At 64.1% G+C, this 17,957-nt stretch carries 16 protein-coding genes and 2 pseudogenes; 8 read left to right on the plus strand and 10 right to left on the minus strand.

Annotated elements, in window-relative coordinates; all coding sequences use genetic code 11:
- The 3 genes from mreD to XalbCFBP2523_RS07770 all read right to left on the minus strand — a co-directional run bounded on the left by mreD (window position 1) and on the right by XalbCFBP2523_RS07770 (window position 2,879).
- The gene (gene mreD / locus XalbCFBP2523_RS07760) at window positions 1-486 is read right to left on the minus strand and encodes a rod shape-determining protein MreD (RefSeq protein ID WP_012915335.1); all 486 of its coding nucleotides are present in this window, start codon (window positions 484-486) and stop codon (window positions 1-3) included.
- Window positions 483-1,646, minus strand: coding sequence for a rod shape-determining protein MreC (gene mreC, locus XalbCFBP2523_RS07765; protein WP_012915334.1), 1,164 nt, complete (start codon window positions 1,644-1,646; stop codon window positions 483-485). Before mreC ends, mreD begins: the two co-directional genes overlap by 4 nt.
- A gap of 186 nt (window positions 1,647-1,832) precedes the next feature.
- Window positions 1,833-2,879, minus strand: coding sequence for a rod shape-determining protein (locus XalbCFBP2523_RS07770; RefSeq protein ID WP_012915333.1), 1,047 nt, complete (start codon window positions 2,877-2,879; stop codon window positions 1,833-1,835).
- A 257-nt stretch (window positions 2,880-3,136) separates the two neighbouring features.
- On the opposite strand from XalbCFBP2523_RS07770, the gene XalbCFBP2523_RS07775 reads away from it, so the two are divergent.
- On the plus strand, window positions 3,137-4,069 hold the full coding sequence (locus tag XalbCFBP2523_RS07775; RefSeq protein WP_012915332.1) for a carbohydrate kinase family protein: 933 nt from the start codon (window positions 3,137-3,139) through the stop codon (window positions 4,067-4,069).
- A 94-nt stretch (window positions 4,070-4,163) separates the two neighbouring features.
- Here the strand turns inward: XalbCFBP2523_RS07775 and XalbCFBP2523_RS07780 are convergent.
- Window positions 4,164-4,376, minus strand: a pseudogene (locus XalbCFBP2523_RS07780) (integrase core domain-containing protein); the annotation flags it as partial.
- An 11-nt stretch (window positions 4,377-4,387) separates the two neighbouring features.
- Here XalbCFBP2523_RS07780 and XalbCFBP2523_RS07785 point away from each other — a divergent pair.
- Both XalbCFBP2523_RS07785 and XalbCFBP2523_RS16335 read left to right on the plus strand, forming a co-directional pair.
- Window positions 4,388-4,574, plus strand: a pseudogene (locus XalbCFBP2523_RS07785) (IS3 family transposase); the annotation flags it as partial.
- Complete coding sequence (locus XalbCFBP2523_RS16335) at window positions 4,575-5,105, plus strand: hypothetical protein (RefSeq protein ID WP_146084061.1); 531 nt, start codon at window positions 4,575-4,577, stop codon at window positions 5,103-5,105. It abuts the pseudogene before it with no gap.
- Between the two features lie 152 nt (window positions 5,106-5,257).
- On the opposite strand, the gene recG is transcribed toward XalbCFBP2523_RS16335, so the two are convergent.
- The 6 genes from recG to XalbCFBP2523_RS07815 form a co-directional block, all read right to left on the minus strand.
- A complete protein-coding gene (gene recG / locus XalbCFBP2523_RS07790; protein ID WP_045765386.1) occupies window positions 5,258-7,405 on the minus strand; it encodes an ATP-dependent DNA helicase RecG in 2,148 nt (715 codons plus the stop codon).
- A 9-nt stretch (window positions 7,406-7,414) separates the two neighbouring features.
- The gene (locus tag XalbCFBP2523_RS07795; RefSeq protein ID WP_012915328.1) at window positions 7,415-7,798 is read right to left on the minus strand and encodes a RidA family protein; all 384 of its coding nucleotides are present in this window, start codon (window positions 7,796-7,798) and stop codon (window positions 7,415-7,417) included.
- A gap of 114 nt (window positions 7,799-7,912) precedes the next feature.
- Entirely contained in the window at window positions 7,913-10,084 is a 2,172-nt protein-coding gene (locus XalbCFBP2523_RS07800) for a RelA/SpoT family protein (protein ID WP_012915327.1), read from the minus strand.
- A gap of 101 nt (window positions 10,085-10,185) precedes the next feature.
- On the minus strand, window positions 10,186-10,485 hold the full coding sequence (gene rpoZ / locus XalbCFBP2523_RS07805; protein WP_012915326.1) for a DNA-directed RNA polymerase subunit omega: 300 nt from the start codon (window positions 10,483-10,485) through the stop codon (window positions 10,186-10,188).
- Between the two features lie 112 nt (window positions 10,486-10,597).
- The gene (gmk, locus tag XalbCFBP2523_RS07810; protein ID WP_045765385.1) at window positions 10,598-11,224 is read right to left on the minus strand and encodes a guanylate kinase; all 627 of its coding nucleotides are present in this window, start codon (window positions 11,222-11,224) and stop codon (window positions 10,598-10,600) included.
- Between the two features lie 130 nt (window positions 11,225-11,354).
- Entirely contained in the window at window positions 11,355-12,215 is an 861-nt protein-coding gene (locus XalbCFBP2523_RS07815) for a YicC/YloC family endoribonuclease (RefSeq protein ID WP_045761739.1), read from the minus strand.
- A gap of 263 nt (window positions 12,216-12,478) precedes the next feature.
- On the opposite strand from XalbCFBP2523_RS07815, the gene rph reads away from it, so the two are divergent.
- The 5 genes from rph (at window position 12,479) to XalbCFBP2523_RS07840 (ending at window position 17,920) form a co-directional block, all read left to right on the plus strand.
- The gene (rph, locus tag XalbCFBP2523_RS07820) at window positions 12,479-13,204 is read left to right on the plus strand and encodes a ribonuclease PH (RefSeq protein ID WP_012915323.1); all 726 of its coding nucleotides are present in this window, start codon (window positions 12,479-12,481) and stop codon (window positions 13,202-13,204) included.
- Window positions 13,205-13,289: 85 nt separating this feature from the next.
- The gene (gene rdgB / locus XalbCFBP2523_RS07825) at window positions 13,290-13,889 is read left to right on the plus strand and encodes an RdgB/HAM1 family non-canonical purine NTP pyrophosphatase (RefSeq protein ID WP_012915322.1); all 600 of its coding nucleotides are present in this window, start codon (window positions 13,290-13,292) and stop codon (window positions 13,887-13,889) included.
- Window positions 13,890-13,906: 17 nt separating this feature from the next.
- Window positions 13,907-15,130: a radical SAM family heme chaperone HemW gene (gene hemW, locus XalbCFBP2523_RS07830; RefSeq protein WP_045765384.1), complete on the plus strand. Its 1,224-nt coding sequence runs from the start codon at window positions 13,907-13,909 to the stop codon at window positions 15,128-15,130.
- A gap of 151 nt (window positions 15,131-15,281) precedes the next feature.
- Window positions 15,282-17,579 carry a DUF1631 domain-containing protein gene (locus XalbCFBP2523_RS07835; protein ID WP_488175801.1) on the plus strand — a complete coding sequence of 766 codons (2,298 nt, stop codon included), beginning with the start codon at window positions 15,282-15,284 and terminating at the stop codon, window positions 17,577-17,579.
- Window positions 17,576-17,920 carry a PilZ domain-containing protein gene (locus XalbCFBP2523_RS07840; protein ID WP_045757814.1) on the plus strand — a complete coding sequence of 115 codons (345 nt, stop codon included), beginning with the start codon at window positions 17,576-17,578 and terminating at the stop codon, window positions 17,918-17,920. Before XalbCFBP2523_RS07835 ends, XalbCFBP2523_RS07840 begins: the two co-directional genes overlap by 4 nt.
- The last annotated feature ends 37 nt before the right edge of the window (window positions 17,921-17,957 follow it).

Genomic DNA, 17,957 nt, shown 5'->3' on the forward strand with positions numbered 1-17,957 from the left:
CTACTTGCCCCGACGGCCCAGCCGCAGCCTATCCAGCAGCACGAACAACGGCGTCCACAGCAGCATACCCAACAGCGGCGCCCACCAATAGCGCCACGGCAGAGTCGGCTCGCCGACCGACAAATGCACCGCCGCAGCAACGATGCGATCGTTGAGCAGCAACCCGCCGATCACCAGCGCCTGCTGAGACATCGGGAAGAAGCGAATACGCGCGCGGAACCGCTGCAGGATGAAACTCAGGATCACCAGCCGCAAGGCCTGTTCGCCCAACACTCCACCGTACAGAAGATCGGTGAGTACCCCGACCACAAACGCAAAACCAAGGCCGATCTTGTCCGGCGTCTCGATTACCCAATACGCCAGCACCAATGCCAGCCAGTATGGCCGCAGCGGCTGTACCGCCAGTGGCAGCGGCATCAGGCCCAGCAGCAGGGCCACGATCACGCTGACAGGCAGAACCCAGCCTCTGCTGCGTAGACGGCTCATGGCGGCGGCTCCTGCTGCGCTGGCACTGCCGAGGGAATCTGAGTCGGATTCCGAACGCGGAGCACGGGGCGCGGAGCGTTGGTTGAGCCTGCGGACTGCGGGTTGGCCGTTGAGGACGGGGACGAAGCCGGGACACGGGAGGAATCTGCTCGTGGAGCATTACTCCCCGAGACATGGGCCTGGGCCGCAACCTGGGTGCCAGACAGGGGCATACGGGCCGCAGCGGCGGCTTGGAAATCAGACGCATGCGTCGCTGGCGCCGCGACGCGCTCGGTGTTCTGCTGCTCAACCGGCACCGACGCACCTCCTGGCCTCGGCTTGTCGACGAGCCCCGGCTTCAGCAACAACACATCCCGCCCACGATCAAGCTTCGCCGCAGGCTTCAACTCACCGACCAGGAAGGCATGGGTGTCGTCGGGACGCAGCGTGGAGATAGTACCGACCGGGAAACCGGCCGGAAAGCGACCGCCCAAGCCGGAAGTCACGATCTCATCGCCCACTTCGACCCCGGCACTGAGCGGGATGTCGCGCAACTCCAGGCTCCCACCACGACCATAGGCGATCAGGCGCTCCCCATTGCGCGCCACCGTCACCGGCACCGCATGGTCCGGATCGGTCAACAGCAGGACGGTGGAATGCAGTGGCGTCACCGCGATTACCTGGCCCATCAGACCACCGGCGTCGATCACCGACTGACCGACACGCACGCCGTCACGGCTACCAGCGTCCAATACCAAGCGTTGCCGGGTCGGATCCAGATCGATATCCAGGATCGGCGCCAGTTGTACGTCCAGTCCACGGCGCTCGGCCACACCCAGCAACTCGCGCAACTGCGCGTTGTCCAATGCTGCGGTCTGCAAACGGGTCAGGCGCGCCTTGGCGATCAGCAATTGGTTACGCAGCGCACGATTCTCCCTAACCAACTGCGCATGACTGGCGGCATTTTCCTGCACCTGTGTGCCCAGCCGCCCGGGCAGGCCGACCAATGCCCAGATCGGCTGCACCAGCACCGTCGCCTGACCTCGCAAACGGGCCAGCCAATCGACACGCGTGTCGAGTACGATCAACATCAGCGCCATCGCCAAATACGCCAACAAACGCGGCGTACTCGTGGATTCGCCAGGGCGGGCAGTGACGGGAGGACCGGCGTAAAGAGGCACGGATCAGAGCCGGAAGTCGGAAAAAAGAACATCGGAACAACACAACAAGCGGGCGCATCGCGGGCACGCGACCCAGCCAGGATCAGGTGCGCAGACACACGAGGCAACAGGCGCCATCCCTGAGCGAACCCCCAGCCCATCCACGCAATACCACCGTCGCCGATCGCCCATTTCCGGCCTCGGCCATCACTCCGGGGCGAAGAACTCGTTGCCGTGCATGTCAACCAACTCAAGCGCACGACCACCGCCGCGCGCCACGCAGGTGAGCGGATCGTCGGCGACCTGCACGTGCAATCCGGTTTCCTCGGAAATCAGCCGGTCCATATCGCGTAGCAGCGCGCCGCCGCCAGTCAGCACGATGCCCCGTTCGGCGACATCGGCGCACAATTCCGGCGGGGTCTGTTCCAGCGCCAGTTTGACCGCAGAGACGATACCCGACAGCGGCTCGTGCAAGGCCTCCAGCACCTCGTTAGAGTTGATCTTGATCATCTTCGGCACGCCCTCGGCGAGATTGCGGCCGGAGATCTCCATCTCCTGCACCTCCGACTGCGGGTAAGCGCAGCCGATCTCCAGCTTGATGCGCTCGGCGGTGGCTTCACCGATCAACATGCCGTGGTTGCGGCGCACGTAGTTGGTGATCGACTCGTCGAAACGATCGCCACCGATGCGCACCGACTGCGAGTAGACGATGCCGTTCAGCGAGATAACGGCCACTTCGGTCGTGCCGCCGCCGATATCGATGACCATCGAACCGCGTGCCTCGGTGACCGGCATGCCGGCACCGATCGCCGCCGCCATCGGCTCCTCGATCAGATACACATCACGGGCACCGGCCTCCTCGGCCGATTCCTTAATTGCACGGCGCTCGACCTGGGTCGAACCCGCAGGCACGCACACCAGCACACGCGGGCTGGGACGCAAAAAGCGCGATTTGTGCACTTTCTTGATGAAGTGCTTCAGCATCGCCTCGGTATAGGTGAAATCCGCGATGACGCCATCCTTCATCGGGCGAATGGTGGTGATGTGCCCCGGGGTGCGGCCAAGCATCTGCTTGGCCTCGGCACCGACGGCGGCCACCGAGCGGGTCCCGCCGATCGCGCGGTCCTGCCGCACCGACACCACAGACGGCTCGTTCAGCACGATGCCCTGACCACGCACGTAAATGAGGGTGTTGGCCGTGCCCAAATCGATGGACAGGTCGTTGGAGAACATGCCGCGGAGTTTCTTGAACATCTGGAAATTGTGTCCTGGGGCGCGCGCTGTCGCCGAATGGCGAAAAAATGGGCAAAAAACGAAGTTCGCTAGCCTAGCAACCGCCCACGGACCGGGCAAGGAAATTCTACGCCAAACCGCATACTACTCGGCCCTTTTGGAGACCACGTCCTCGCGATGGTAGCCCTGCCCGGCCGCAGCCGTTACCCTTTGCGCCGGGGCGATGCCACGCCTCGCCCGTCTGAATACGGGTTCATCCCTTCGCCAAGGCCTGCCCGATGTCCGTATTGATCTGTGGTTCTCTTGCTTTCGACACCATCATGGTGTTCCCGGACCAGTTCAAGAACCATATCCTGCCGGACAAGGTGCATATCCTGAACGTCTCGTTCCTAGTGCCACGGATGCGCCGCGAGTTCGGCGGCTGCGCCGGCAACATCGCCTACAACCTGCATCTGCTCGGCGGCCAGCCGATCCCGATGGGCACGGTAGGCGAGGATTTCGGCCCCTATCGCGAACATTTCCAGTCGCTGGGCATCGACTTGTCTCAGGTCAAAGTGATCGACGGGCTGTTCACCCCACAGGCTTTCATCACCACCGACCACGACAACAACCAGATCACCGCCTTCCACCCAGGCGCGATGATGCGCAGCTACGAGAATCACGTCAAAGACGTGCCCGGGGTAACCCTGGGCTTGGTCGGTCCGGACGGGCGCGAAGGCATGATCCAGAATGCAGAGGAGTTCGCCGCCAGCGGCATCCCCTTCGTCTTCGACCCAGGCCAGGCCATGCCACTGTTCAACGGCGCGGAACTGCGCACCTTCATCGAACAGTCCGACTACGTCGTGGTCAACGACTACGAGTCAAATCTACTGCAGGAGCGCACCGGCTGGAACGAGCGCGACATCGTCTCGCGCGTGCAAGCTTACATCGCCACACAAGGTCCGAAGGGTGCGTTGGTGCATACGGCGGAGAAGACCTACGACATTCCGCCGGCACACGAACGCCGCGTGGTCGACCCGACTGGCTGCGGCGACGCCTTCCGCGCCGGCATGATCTTCGGCCTGCAACGCGGCTGCGACTGGCTGACCATCGGGCGTATGGGCAATCTGATGGGGGCCTTGAAAGTCGAGCACCACGGCACACAGAACCAGCGCTTCGACTTCAACGACTTCAACGACCAATTCAAGCAGCAATTCGGCTACGCGCTGTAGGGCCGACGTCAGCGATCATCTGCGCAAAGCTGCGGCATCAAGGCCGGCTTCACCCTGAACCGCCCCGAAAAGTTGGGAGGCTGTTTGGTTTGAGTCACGCCGCTTCGGCGTAACCGGCTTGTTGTCGATGGTAAGCCGCTTCGGCTTCTGCTAGCCGAATGTTCCCGATCGACCCCAGCAAACGTTTGTGGTTGTACCAGTCCACCCAATCGAGCGTGGCCAGTTCGACGTCCTGGCGGTTGCGCCATGAGCGCCGGTGAATCACCTCAGCCTTGTACAAGCCGTTGATCGTTCCGGCCAGCGCGTTGTACCACCGTGGAGAGCTTCTTCGGCCTGCTCAAACGCGAGCGGATCAGACAACGAGTCTATCCCAACCAAGGACACCGCACGGGCCGAGGTGTTCGACTATATCGAGATGTTTTACAACCCCAAACGCCGCCATGGTTCAAATGGCGACATATCGCCTGTAGAGTTGGAGCGGCGCTACGCGCAACGAGGGCCATGAATGTCTACGGAACACTGGGCGATTCATAGTAATAATGACCAGCGCCTTGCATTGACGCTGCGCACCCAAACAGTTGGCAAACAGGCCGTATCCCTTTCCAAATTGAAGGCGATCATCATGACAACACATTCGACCATTCGTCATTTCCGTAAAGCCGCGTTGTGCACTGTGTTCGCACTGACGGCAGGCGTCGCCGCATCGGCTAGCGCAGGCCAGGCCACGGCGGTGCCGACTTACACGCTAAATTTTAACCCCGCCGTGAAAGCTATTTACATACAAAACGTTAATAACCATGGCGGATGGGCGTGCATCCAAGTGACCGCGCCGCCGCGGGATGGCACTGGTGGCTTCGGTGAAGTCCCAAACGGAGCAATGGTCCTATACGGCTTCACTTACAGCGCGCGTGGGATGAGTACGTCCAACTGCAGCGCCAATAGTGCTGTGGCCAATGTATTTCTGAGCAGTTATACTGTGAATAACACCAATGAAGTATATTTCAATATTAAAAACAATATCTACATCACCAATTAAAATTCCAGCTAACAACCGCTGATACGCGCGGCGGTCCATCCTGCCACGGACCGCCGCATTGCCGATGTCGGCGGTGCCGCATAGGCGGCTATTCGGTGACGCGGAAGTTCGTAACACGCTCTAGCCGAAAAATCCTGGTTCTGAGCCACCCATCAAGCCGCCACGAACCGCACCGCGCCGCCGACCCAGCGTGCGACGATGCGGTCGGCCAGTGCAGGCGATGCGTCCAGCAACCGATCGGCCAACGCATGCACCCGCGGCAGCAATCCCGCGTCACGCGCAAGATCGGCCACGCGGAACGCCGCCAAGCCGGTCTGGCGCGTTCCCAGCAACTCGCCAGGGCCTCGCAATTCCAGGTCTTTTTCCGCGATCACGAAACCATCGTTGGTTTGACGCATGGTTTCCAACCGCTGCCGCGCCATCGCCGACAACGGTGCCTGGTACATCAGCACGCAACTGGAGACAGCCGCACCGCGTCCGACCCGGCCACGCAACTGGTGCAGTTGGGCCAATCCCAGACGCTCGGCGTTCTCGATGATCATCAGCGAAGCGTTGGGCACGTCCACGCCGACCTCGATGACCGTGGTGGCGACGAGCAGGTCGATCTCGCCTTGTTTGAAGGCGCGCATCGCCGCCTGCTTTTCCGACGATTTCATACGCCCATGGGCCAGGCCCACGCGTAGCTCCGGCAATTGCGCCGACAGTGTCTCGAAGGTGGCCTGCGCGGCACTGGCCTCAAGCCGATTGCCGGCACCGGCCTGCGCGGATGTCTCGGCGTCCTCGGCATCCTCGATCAAAGTGCATACCCAATACGCCTGACGCCCTTCGGCACAGGCCACGCGAATGCGTTGCACCAACTCGGGACGGCGCTCGGCATTGAGCACGATGGTCTGCACCGGCGTACGACCCGGCGGTAATTCATCGATCGCCGAGACATCCAGGTCGGCATAGGCGGCCATCGCCAACGTGCGCGGGATCGGCGTGGCGGTCATCACCAATTGGTGCGGTACGCCCGCGCCCGAGGCGCCCTTGTCGCGCAGCGCCAGACGCTGGTGCACGCCAAAGCGGTGCTGCTCGTCGACGATGGCCAGCGCCAGATCGTGGAATGTCACAGCCGCCTGCATCAAGGCATGCGTGCCGACCACCACCTGCGCCTCGCCCGAGGCGATCTGTGCCAACACCGTACTGCGCGCCTTGCCGGTGACCTTGCCGGCCAGCCAGGCGACGCGCACTCCCAGCGGCTCCAGCCACGTACGCAAGTTCGTCAGATGCTGCTCGGCAAGCAGTTCGGTCGGTGCCGCCAGCGCCGCCTGCTTGCCCTTGTCCACCGCTAGCATCGCGGCCAGCGCCGCGACCACGGTCTTGCCGCTGCCGACATCGCCCTGCACCAGCCGCAGCATCGGCGCCGGCCGCTCAAGATCGGCGCGAATTTGCGCGAACACCCGCAACTGCGCACCGGTCAGCTGGAACGGCAGCGACTGCTGCAGGCGCTTGACCAACCGTCCGCGACTGTGCAGCGACGGCGCCGGCTGCCGCTGCAAGGCAATCCGCTGGCGACGCAGGCTCAGGTGGTGCGCGAGCAACTCTTCCAACACCAGCCGCTGCTGCGCCGGATGCAGACCAGCGGCCAGTGCGGCGAGATCGGCCTGCGGCGGTGGCCGGTGCGCGACCAGCAACGCGTGACGCAAGGACGGCAAGCCGAGTTCGGCCAGCAACACTGGCGGCAACAGTTCCAGCGACGCGTCTTCCGGCAAGCGATCCAGCGCCTGGCCGATCAGTCGGCGCAGGGTGGCCGGACCGACCCCTTCCACCACCGGATATACCGGGTCCAGACGATCGCCCAGCGCCACCTCCTCGCCTTCGCCGAGGAACTGATAACTCGGATGCACGAACTCCAGCCCATGCTGGCCCGGCTTGGGCGTACCGAAAGCACGCAAGCGCGCACCGACCACGAACTGTGCCGCCTGCGCCGCGCGGAACTGGAAAAAGCGCAACACCAAGGTGCCATGCGATGCATCGGCCACCGCGACACGCAGCATCGGCCGGTAGCGAAAACCCCGATCCACCGCCAGCACCCGCACATCGACCTGTGCGGGCATCCCTGGCTGCAGCGCGGCCACCGCCGTCAGCCGCGTGCGATCCTCATAGCGCAGCGGCAGGTGCAGCCACAGATCCTGCAACGTGGACAGACCACGCGCGGCGAATTTCTCCGCCAGTTTGGGACCGACGCCGGGCAGCGTCGTCAGCGGCGCCTCGCCGGCCGCCGACAGCGCCGGCGGCGGAACCTGCACCCGCGGCACGAGCGCTGGTCAGTCCAGCACCATCACCGCGTCCACCTCGAAGCCGGCACCTTTGGGCAGTGCCGAGACCTCGATGGTGGAACGTGCGGGAAACGGCGTCTGGAAGTAGTCCTGCATCACCGCATTGACCTGCGCAAACTGCGACAGATCGGTGAGATACAAGCCCAGGCGCACGATGCGCTCTAGCGAGCCGCCCGCCGCCTCGGCCACCGCCCGCAAGTTGTCGAACGCGCGCCGCGCCTGCGCCACGATGTCGCCGACGACGATCTCGCCCGTCGCCGGATCCAGCGGGATCTGCCCGGAAAAGTACACGGTATGACCAACGCGTACGGCCTGCGAATAGGGGCCAATGGCCGCCGGCGCACGGTCGGTCTGGATGATCTGGCGAGACATGTCCACTCCAAGGATGGGAAATCTCCGCGTAGTTTAGCCGGGACGCGGGTCCTACGCCCCAAACGATACGCTTGCCACGCGCTCGCAGAAAATCCGTCTCCCCGCATCCCGAGCTTACTGGCGGCGCACGCTCTGCACTGCACTCAGACGTCGCAACCGGCGCATCACTTCGGCCAGGTGATTGCGGTCGCGCACCTGGATATTGAAACGCAGCACCGCCGCATTGAAATCGCGGTCCAGGTAGTCCACGCGCTCGATGTTGGATTGGCTCTGCGCGATCGCCGCGGCCAGTTGCGCCAGCACACCCGTGCGGTTTTCCACGTCCACGACCAAGGCAGTATCGTAATCGCCGATGACACTGGCGTCCCAATCGATCGGCACCCAGCGCTCGGGCGACTTGCGCAGTTCGGCCAGGTTCGGGCAATCCAGGCGGTGCACCACGATGCCCTTGCCGGCGGTGTGATAGCCCATGATCTCGTCGCCAGGAATCGGCTGGCAACAATTGGCGAAGCTGACCACGCCGCGCTCGGTCCCGTTGATCAGGATCTTTTCCTGCGAATGCTTGGAATGACCGCCGCCACGCAACTCGGCATAGGCCATCAGCGCCTGCGCGGCTTGGGTCGGCATCCAGTTGCCCAACGCGATGTCGGCCAGCAATGCCTCCAGGCGCGGGTAGCGGTGCTCGCTGAGGAACGAATCCAGGCGCCCCTTCGGCAGGCGCTCCAAGGCACTGTCCATCGCCTCCAACGCGCGGTCGAGCATGCGGTGGCCAAGCTGCACCGCGTCCTCGTGTTCGAGTTGCTTGAGCTGGTGGCGAATCGCGGTGCGCGCCTTGCTACTGACCACGAATTCCAACCACTGCGGCTTCGGCGTGGCCGAGCGTGCGGTGATCACCTCAACGGTCTGCCCGCTGACCAGTTTGGTGCGCAGAGGTACCAGTTTCTTGTCCACGCGCGAGGCCACCGCGCGGTTGCCGACGTCAGTGTGTACCGCATAGGCGAAATCCAGCGCGGTGGAATTGCGCGGCAACGCCAGGATCTTGCCCTTTGGCGTGAACAGATAAACCTCGTCCGGAAACAGATCGACCTTGACGTTATCCAGAAACTCCAGCGAGGAGCCGGCAGCGCGCTGGGATTCGATCAACTCGACGATCCAAGCGTGCGCGCGGCTCTGTGCGTTGTTGGGCGAGTCGCCGCCGAACTTGTAGGTCCAGTGCGCGGCGACGCCACGTTCGGCAATCAGATCCATCTCCTCGGTGCGGATCTGCACCTCGATGGGCGAGCCATAGGGACCGAACAACACCGTATGCAGCGACTGGTAGCCGTTGGCCTTGGGAATGGCGATGAAATCGCGGAAACGCGCATCCAGCGGTTTGAATGTGGCATGCACCGCGCCCAGCGCGTGATAGCAGTCGGATACCCCGCGCAACACCAGCCGAAAGCCGAACACATCCATCACCTGATCGAAGGATTTGTTCTCGTCGCGCATCTTGTTGTAGATGCTCCACGGGGTCTTGATCCGGCTGACCAAACGGTGCTCCAACCCTTCCTTGGCCAAGCGCTGCGACAACTGCACTTCCACCAGGGTCATCGACTCGCGGCGCACCACCGGCTGACTACGGATATGCTTCTCGATGATCGCGTGGCGCCACGGATGCAGCGCGCGAAAACCGAGATTCTGCAACTCGGACTTCATCAAGCTCATACCCAGACGCTGCGCGATCGGCGCGTAGATTTCCAAGGTCTCTCGGGCGATACGGCCACGCGCCTCGGCACTCTGCGCGCCGAGCGTGCGCATGTTATGCAGGCGGTCGGCGAGCTTGATCATGATCACGCGCAGGTCGCGCGACATCGCCAATAGCATTTTACGGAAACTCTCTGCGGCCGCCTCCTGACGGTCGCGAAACTTGAGTTTGTCCAGCTTGGTGACGCCATCGACCAGTTCGGCCACCGCTTCGCCGAATTCGGCAGCCAGCTCGGCGCGAGTCAACGGCGTATCCTCGATGGTGTCGTGCAGGATGGCCGCAATCAGCGCCTCCACGTCCAGACCCAAATCGGCTAACACCCCCGCCACCGCCACAGGATGGGTGATATAGGGTTCGCCTGACTTGCGGGTCTGCCCGGCATGTGCGGACGCACCGACTTCCCAAGCGCGGCGCAGCAACGGTATTTGCTCGGCAGGCAGATAACTGGCGCTGCGCTCCAGTTGCAGGACATAGTCGGGGACTGACGCATCGACTGGTGACGGCGCGGCACTGGCGACCTGGGCGGGGGGACCTGGGTTCATGGGCAAAGACTATGTCAGCGGCGCGTGGACGGCAAACCGTAAAAACGAAACAGCCCGCGGATGCGGGCTGCTCGTCGAACGATCGCAGCGCGGCAGCGCGATCAGTCGTCGTTCTTGGACATGTCCTCGTCGGCAACGACCTCGGCGGCGGCCCATTCCAGTGCTTCGCGCTCGGCGCGCTCGCGCTCTGCTTTCTCGACCTGATCGATCAGCGCATTGTCGATCTTGCGCGCGGCGATCTCGCGCAACGCCAGCACGGTGGGCTTGTCGGACGAGTCAGTGTTGTCGAGGGTGGCCTGCACGCCGTTGGCAAGCTGGCGGGCGCGCTTGGACGCCATCATGACCAGTTCGAAACGGTTGTTCACAACTTCCAGGCAATCTTCTACGGTGATGCGGGCCATGCGGGCTCCCGGCGGGCCGGCGACGGCCACGCGTTGGAATGAGGGAAAGGGCGGCGATTGTAGGGCGACACCCGCCCGAAATCAACCCAACCCCATTCAGTTTCCTTTGGAATCAGCCAGTTGGCGATTCCTGCAGGAGGGTCGCGATCAGCCCGGCATGGCGCTGCTGTTGCGGCAGGCGGCGCAGGCGGCTGGCGACGAAGATCGCGCACATCTCGTCCACCGCCGTATCGAAATGCTCGTTGACGATAACGTAGTCGAAATCGGCGTAGTGCGACATCTCCTCGCGTGCGGCGGCCAGCCGCTGCGCGATGACCGCCTCGCTGTCCTGACCGCGCTTGCGCATGCGCTGCTCCAGCGCCTGCCGCGACGGCGGCAGAATGAACACGCTGACCGCGTCGGGCACCTTGGCGCGCACCTGACGCGCGCCTTGCCAGTCGATCTCCAGCAGCACATCGCGACCGGCAGCCAACTGCGGCTCCACCGATTGCCGCGCGGTGCCCTTCCAGTCGCCATGCACGCTGGCATATTCGAAGAAATCGCCGGCCTCGATCATGCGCTGGAACTCCGTGGCAGCGACGAAGTGATAATGCTCGGCATGACGTTCGCCCGGGCGCGGCGCGCGCGAGGTGAACGAGATCGACAACGCGATCTGCGGGTCGCGCGTCAGGGTCGCGTTGACAATGCTGCTCTTGCCGGCACCGGAAGGGGCCGCGACGATGTAGAGGGTGCCACGCATAGGATCAAGATTCGATTGGGAAGACGAAGTCGCAAACGGCCCGCGGGCCATACCTACGGGGCGGATATGCTACCGGGATTGGAGGGAGCCGTCGCAAACGGGCGGTGCCGCCATGCAGTCCGTCGCCTTCCTATTCCAGGTTCTGCACCTGCTCGCGGATCTGGTCGATCAACACCTTCAGTTCCACCGCAGCGTTGGAAGTGCGGCTATCCACCGATTTGGAGCCCAGCGTGTTGGCTTCGCGGTTGAATTCCTGCAGCAGAAAATCCAGGCGCCGCCCAGCCGGTTCCGGTTGGCACAGCACCCGGCGCAATTCTTTGATGTGGCTGCCGAGCCGGTCCAGTTCCTCGTCCACATCGAGTTTCTGCAGCCACAGCACCAGCTCCTGCTCCACCCGCCCCGGATCGACCGGATGCGACAGGTCGGCCAGGCGCGCCGCCAACTTGGCCCGCTGACCATCGCGAATGACCGGGATCAGGGTCCGCACCTCGCCGGCGATGCGCTCCACCGCGTCCACCCGTTCGACGATCGCGGCGGCCAGCTTGCCGCCCTCGCGCTCGCGGGCGGCAACGAATTCGGCCAGCACCTCGTCCAGCAATTCCAGCGCCTGCGCCTGCAGCAACGCCGGGTCCACCACGTGTCCCTGCAACACGCCGGGCAGTTGCAACAGATCGACGAACTGCACCCGCAACTGCGGGAAACGCACGCCGAGCCGCTGCGCGAGGATGCCCAACTGCTCGACCAGCGTGTCGTTCACCGCCAATGTCTGTGCCGTGTCGGGCGCGCGCAGACGCAGCATCAAGTCCAGCTTGCCGCGACTAATGCGCGCGGCCACGCGCTCACGCAGTTGCGGTTCCAGCGCACGCAGTTCCTCCGGCAGGCGCACGCCCACTTCCAGGAAACGGTGGTTGACCGAACGCAACTCGCACCCCAACGTCCCCCAGGGCGTGATGCGCTCGGCACCAGCGAAGGCGGTCATGCTGCGGATCATGCGAAGCCCCCGTACGAGCAAAGCGCGAATGGTACCCTAGTGCGGGTATTGCGCTTGGAAACGAGCTACGTTGGTCGCCAGCGACGCCGTGCCCCTGATATCCCCCACCAACGGGCAACTGTCCGGTGCGCATCGAAGAAAAGACGTCGCGCGCACCAGATCCTCCTCACCTCAACCTCCACCACACACTCCAGCGCCCGTCTCCGCCGCACCAACACGGTCACCTACCGCACACGGCCTCACCACACTTCTGGATCCCCTGCATGTCTTTTTCCCGTCCCAGCGGCCGCACGGCCGAGCAATTGCGCCCGGTCCGCATCGAGCGCGCGTTCACCCGTCACGCCGAGGGCTCGGTCCTGGTCAGCTTCGGCGACACCCGCGTGCTGTGCAACGCCAGCGTCGACAACCGCGTGCCGGGCTTCCTGCGCGGCAAGGGCGAAGGCTGGGTCACTGCCGAATACGGCATGCTGCCGCGCGCGACCCACTCGCGCTCCGAGCGCGAAGCGGCGCGCGGCAAGCAAGGCGGCCGCACGCTGGAGATCCAGCGTCTGATCGGCCGCGCGCTGCGCGCCTGCGTGGACCGCAACGCGCTGGGCGAGCGCACCATCACCCTGGACTGCGATGTACTGCAAGCCGATGGCGGCACCCGCACCGCCGCCATCACCGGCGCCTACGTGGCATTGGTGGACGCGGTGAACTGGCTGCGCCAGCGTGGTGAACTGAAAAAGCCGGTGGTGCTCGGCGCCGTCGCCGCCGTGTCGGTCGGCATCTACCGTGGCGTTCCCGTGCTGGACCTGGATTACGCCGAGGACAGCGACTGCGATACCGACATGAACGTGGTGATGAACGATGGCGGCGGCTTCATCGAACTACAGGGCACCGCCGAAGGCCATGCGTTCCGCCGCGACGAACTGGACGCGCTGCTCGGGCTGGCCGAGCGCGGCATCGGCGAGCTGCTGGCGGCGCAGCGCGCCGCGCTGGCGCAATGAACCCGCACATGACCATGGCCAGCCTGATCGTCGCGGCGTTGCGCGCTGTCGACGGCAACACCAAGGAGCCAATGGAGCCGACACCATGAAACTGGTTCTGGCCAGCAGCAACGCCGGCAAACTCGAAGAACTGCACGCCCTGCTCGACGATGTCGGCGTGGAACTGGTCGCGCAATCCACACTCGGCGTGCACGATGCCGACGAGACCGGCCTGACCTTCATCGAGAATGCGCTGCTCAAGGCACGCCATGCCGCCCGCATCACTGGCCTGCCGGCACTGGCCGACGACTCGGGCATCTGCGTGGACGCGCTGCACGGCGCACCAGGCCTGTACTCGGCGCGATACGCCGGCGAACACGGCAATGCGCAGGCCAACATCGACAAACTGCTGCACGTCCTGCGCGAGGTGCCGCAGGCGCAGCGCGGCGCGCATTTCTACTGCGTGCTGGTGCTGCTGCGGCATGCCGAAGACCCGCAACCGTTGCTGGTCGAGGGCCGCTGGCGCGGGCGCATCGCCCAGGCCCGCGCCGGCACCGGCGGACACGGCTACGACCCGGTGTTCCTCGATCCCGAACACAACCAGACCGCCGCGCAAATGTCGCTCGCATTGAAGAACCGCATCAGCCACCGCGCCATCGCGCTGCAGCAACTCAAGCAGCGGCTGGCCGAACTGATGTCGCACTGACATCACGCCCATTCGCCATGTCGCACGACCACTGCCAGCCCCCATCGGATGCGTCATGCGCGGACCATCGCGCGCACGATGTCGCAACGCGACTGTTGCCACCGCCACTGTCGTTGTACGTCCACCTGCCCTGGTGCGTGCGCAAATGTCCTTACTGCGATTTCAACTCGCATGCGGCCAAAGGCGCGCTGCCGTTCGATGCTTACGTGGACGCCCTGATCCGCGACCTCGACCAGGATCTGCCGCTGGTGTGGGGCCGGGTGGTACACAGCGTGTTCTTCGGAGGCGGCACCCCCAGCCTGTTCCCGCCCGAGGCCATCGCGCGCTTTCTGGAGGCGGCGAGTGCGCGTCTGCGCTTCGCTCCGGGCCTGGAGATCACCCTGGAGACCAATCCGGGTACCGCCGAACACGGCCGCTTCGACCGCTATCTGGCCGCTGGGGTCAACCGGCTCAGCTTCGGCATTCAGAGCTTCGACGATGCGGCATTGCAGCGCCTGGGCCGCATCCACGACAGCGCCGAGGCCGAGCGCGCGGTGAAGCTGGCGCAGGACGCCGGCTTCACCAACCTCAACCTGGACCTGATGTACGCGTTGCCGCAACAGACCCTGGCCGAGGCCGAGCGCGACGTGACGCGGGCACTGGCGCTGCAGCCGACTCATATCAGCCACTACCAGCTCACCCTGGAACCGAACACACTGTTCGCGGCGCGGCCGCCACAGGGTATTCCCGAGGACGACGACGCCTGGGACATGCAGGAACACTGCCAAGCACTGCTGGCCGCAGCCGGCTACGCACAGTACGAAGTCAGCGCCTATGCACGCGAAGGCGAGCGCTGCGTGCACAACCTCAACTACTGGACCTTCGGCGACTACCTGGGCATCGGCGCCGGTGCCCACGGCAAGATCAGTTCCGGCGCCGAGCAGCGCATCCTGCGTCGTTGGAAGCACAAGCATCCGCAAGCCTTCATGGCCGCAGCCGGAACGCCGGCGGCGATCGGCGGCGACGACTGGATCGAGCCAAAGCAACGCCCTTTCGAATACATGCTCAACGCCCTACGTCTGAACCACGGTTTCGCGCTGCGCGATTTTACCGCGCGTACCGGGCTGGCGCCGGCCAGCATCGCCCCGGCACTACAACACGCGCAGGCATGCCAATGGTTGCAGGTGAACGACGACAAGGTGATGCCGACCGAACTCGGTCGGCGTTTCACCAACGACGTCATCGCCCTATTCATGTCCTGAACAGACCACCGCCGGCATGGTTGCGCCGGCAGAAACGTGTTACATACCGCCCTCGGTAAAAAACGACGATCACAGGATGCCCCTGTCTGCAACCTTGTCGGGTCCCCCGGCGACGCTTGCTAGCGCCGTCTTACCGACGCGCGTGCGTCATTTGCTGACATCCCTGAACGCGCTGCTGCGGCAGTCGCTGGAAGCACCACTGCAAGCGACCCTGGATGAGCTGGAGCGAGCACTGTTCGACCAAGCCGAACACGGGCACAACGGCCAATTGCGGCAAGACAGCCATCAGGATGCGCAGAGCCTGCGCGCGCAACGCGGGCACTTCGGCCCGGTGTTCCGAGCGCAACTGGAAACCGCGTTAGCCACGATTCGCACCACTCCGGCGTCCGTCCAGTCGGAGCAGCCAGCCACGACCAACGCAGCAATGCAGGCCCTGACCTTGGTCTCCGACGTGGATATCGACTGCAACATCGTGCTGCACGAAATTGCCCGACGCGAGGCGATCCGCACCCATATTCCATTGCAACTGCTCGGCCAGCGGTTCGGCGTACTCGCCGCACGCCCTGCGTTCGAGGCCAAACAGCTGCCAATGGGGCCACAGGCGCTGTGCCGCATGCTGCGCGAGGCCGGCAAGGAACTGCAGATGGGGCTGGACGCACAACTCGCGCTATACCGCGCGTTCGAGCGCCATGTCCTGACGCACTACGCCACCATCGTGGAACGGGCAAATGACCTCCTAACCGACGCTGGCGTACTGCCTGGACTGGTCTACCGGCCGTACCCAATGCGCACGTCGTCGCCCACAGCGACGGTCGACGCACGCAGCGCAACACGCGCACCCGACAACCCCCATCCGTTCATCGGCCAGACGAGAGCTGCAAGCCATTCCCACAGCACTGCGATCACGACAGACGGCCATGCCATCGCCGCACCGACCGCACCGGCGATGCCAGCACAATCGATCACCGCGTCAACCATCGATGCGCCGGTCGACCTGACCACGCTACGCAGCTTGCTAATGGCCGCACGCAGGAATGCCACCCCTGCCACGGCGATATCAGCGACCGATCAGATCGCCACCATGCCCTCCGCGCAGGCCGACGCGTCCCACCCCAGGAGGGTCGCCATTCCAACCACCACACTGTTGCAAGCACTGGGCGAATTGCAAGCGCAGCCGCCAGCGCACAGCACCATGGGCGGGCTGCGCGGACGTCGCCATATCCGCGACGTGCAGACGGCACTGTTGAACGTCTTGCGCAGCGCGCACGGTCCACAGGCCACGTTGGCCTGCCACGACGCCGACATCTTCGATCTGCTCGGCCTGCTGTACGGCGAGATCGAGCGCGAGGTGCGTAGCGGCACGCCAGCAGCATTGCTGCTTGAGCGCCTGCAGGTGCCGCTGGTACGCGCGGCGCTGCAAGACCCCACGCTCTTCGTGTGTGACCGGCATCCAGCACGCGAACTACTCAATGCGGTGGCCGAATCCAGCCTGCTCTGGCTCGGCGACGAGGACATCGATGCACAGTTGCTGCTGAAGTTGAACAAGACCGTGGATCGGGTCGTGGAGGAATACGAAGACCATGTCACGGTCTTCGAACAGGCGCACCAAGAAATCCAGGCGCATTGCCGCACCCTGGCACACAAGGCGGAGATCGCCGAACGCCGACATATCGAAGCAGCACGCGGCAAAGAACGGCTGGCGCTGGCCAAGCAGACGGCGGGCCGTAGCCTGGAACGACTGTGCAATGCCTGGCAACCGCCATACGTGGTGCAGACACTCTTGCAACAGGCATGGTCCGATATCCTGGTACTAACGCTGCTGCGCCAAGGCGAAGATTCCGATGCGTGGCGCGAACGCGAGCGACTCAGCGAACGCATCGCCGAGATCACCAGCAGCACCGATGAAGCACCCGACACTGCCGTGACCGATGCTGTGTGCAACGACTTGCTGCAGATCGGCTATCACCAGGACGAGGCTGCGGCCATCGCCCGCATTCTGTCCACGCCCGGCGGGGCAGAGACATCGACGGCACTGTCTGGATCTGACACCATGCCGGAGCCCCGCGCGCGTCTGGGCGCGCAGAGCGAAGACAACGAACCGCCTTTGCAGCCACGCACGCAGGACGAACAAGCGGCCTACGAGCATCTGCTCAGCCTGCCGTTCGGCACATGGTTCGCGTTCGTCACCAACCAGCAGTACAACCTGAAACGACAACGGTTGTCGTGGTATAGCCCGACCACAGAACGCGCGCTATTCGTCAATCAACGCGGGCAAAAAACCGCCGATTATTCACTGGATGGACTCGCCAGATTATTGGCGCAGGGCCAGGCACGCATTATCACCGTAAACCGTACACACCTGATCGACCGTGCCTGGCAAGCGGCCATACACACGCTGCGAACACTCGCTGGCACAATTGCGCCGAACACCTCCCTGGAGGACGCATGATCGCAGAAGCCCGCCGCTCGCCGCGCCGCCCGGTGCCGGACATGGTGCCGGTCCTGGACATGATGGAAGAGGTGGTGATCGGTCGCCTCGGCAATGTGTCCGAACACGGCATGCTGCTGCTGGCATCGGCCCACTTGCACGACGACGCGCTGTACCAATTGCGCTTCACGATGCCGCAAACCGACCGCCAGGTGCAGATCGACGTGGGCGCACACCTGTTGTGGAGCGAAGCCTCGCACGCGCCAAGCCATGCCTGGGCCGGTTTCTGCTTTCTCACCATCTCCGCCGCGCACCGCGACCTGTTACGACAATGGGTTAACAACGCCACGCCCAACGGCTGACCTCATCCATTCCATACTCCACGACACGCGCAGAGGC

The organism is Xanthomonas albilineans (assembly GCF_002939705.1).
Lineage (GTDB): Bacteria > Pseudomonadota > Gammaproteobacteria > Xanthomonadales > Xanthomonadaceae > Xanthomonas_A > Xanthomonas_A albilineans.

Excerpts from the sequence above, each read along its gene's own strand:
- XalbCFBP2523_RS07770 (WP_012915333.1), bottom strand. The coding sequence starts at position 2,879 with ATGTTCAAGAAACTCCGCGGCATGTTCTCCAACGACCTGTCCATCGAT.
- rpoZ (WP_012915326.1), bottom strand. The coding sequence starts at position 10,485 with ATGGCCCGCATCACCGTAGAAGATTGCCTGGAAGTTGTGAACAACCGT.
- XalbCFBP2523_RS07795 (WP_012915328.1), bottom strand. The coding sequence starts at position 7,798 with ATGTCTCGCCAGATCATCCAGACCGACCGTGCGCCGGCGGCCATTGGC.
- XalbCFBP2523_RS07815 (WP_045761739.1), bottom strand. The coding sequence starts at position 12,215 with ATGATCCGCAGCATGACCGCCTTCGCTGGTGCCGAGCGCATCACGCCC.
- rdgB (WP_012915322.1), top strand. The coding sequence starts at position 13,290 with ATGAAACTGGTTCTGGCCAGCAGCAACGCCGGCAAACTCGAAGAACTG.
- XalbCFBP2523_RS16335 (WP_146084061.1), top strand. The coding sequence starts at position 4,575 with ATGTCTACGGAACACTGGGCGATTCATAGTAATAATGACCAGCGCCTT.
- XalbCFBP2523_RS07800 (WP_012915327.1), bottom strand. The coding sequence starts at position 10,084 with ATGAACCCAGGTCCCCCCGCCCAGGTCGCCAGTGCCGCGCCGTCACCA.
- gmk (WP_045765385.1), bottom strand. The coding sequence starts at position 11,224 with ATGCGTGGCACCCTCTACATCGTCGCGGCCCCTTCCGGTGCCGGCAAG.
- XalbCFBP2523_RS07775 (WP_012915332.1), top strand. The coding sequence starts at position 3,137 with ATGTCCGTATTGATCTGTGGTTCTCTTGCTTTCGACACCATCATGGTG.
- XalbCFBP2523_RS07840 (WP_045757814.1), top strand. The coding sequence starts at position 17,576 with ATGATCGCAGAAGCCCGCCGCTCGCCGCGCCGCCCGGTGCCGGACATG.
- mreD (WP_012915335.1), bottom strand. The coding sequence starts at position 486 with ATGAGCCGTCTACGCAGCAGAGGCTGGGTTCTGCCTGTCAGCGTGATC.
- rph (WP_012915323.1), top strand. The coding sequence starts at position 12,479 with ATGTCTTTTTCCCGTCCCAGCGGCCGCACGGCCGAGCAATTGCGCCCG.
- hemW (WP_045765384.1), top strand. The coding sequence starts at position 13,907 with ATGTCGCACGACCACTGCCAGCCCCCATCGGATGCGTCATGCGCGGAC.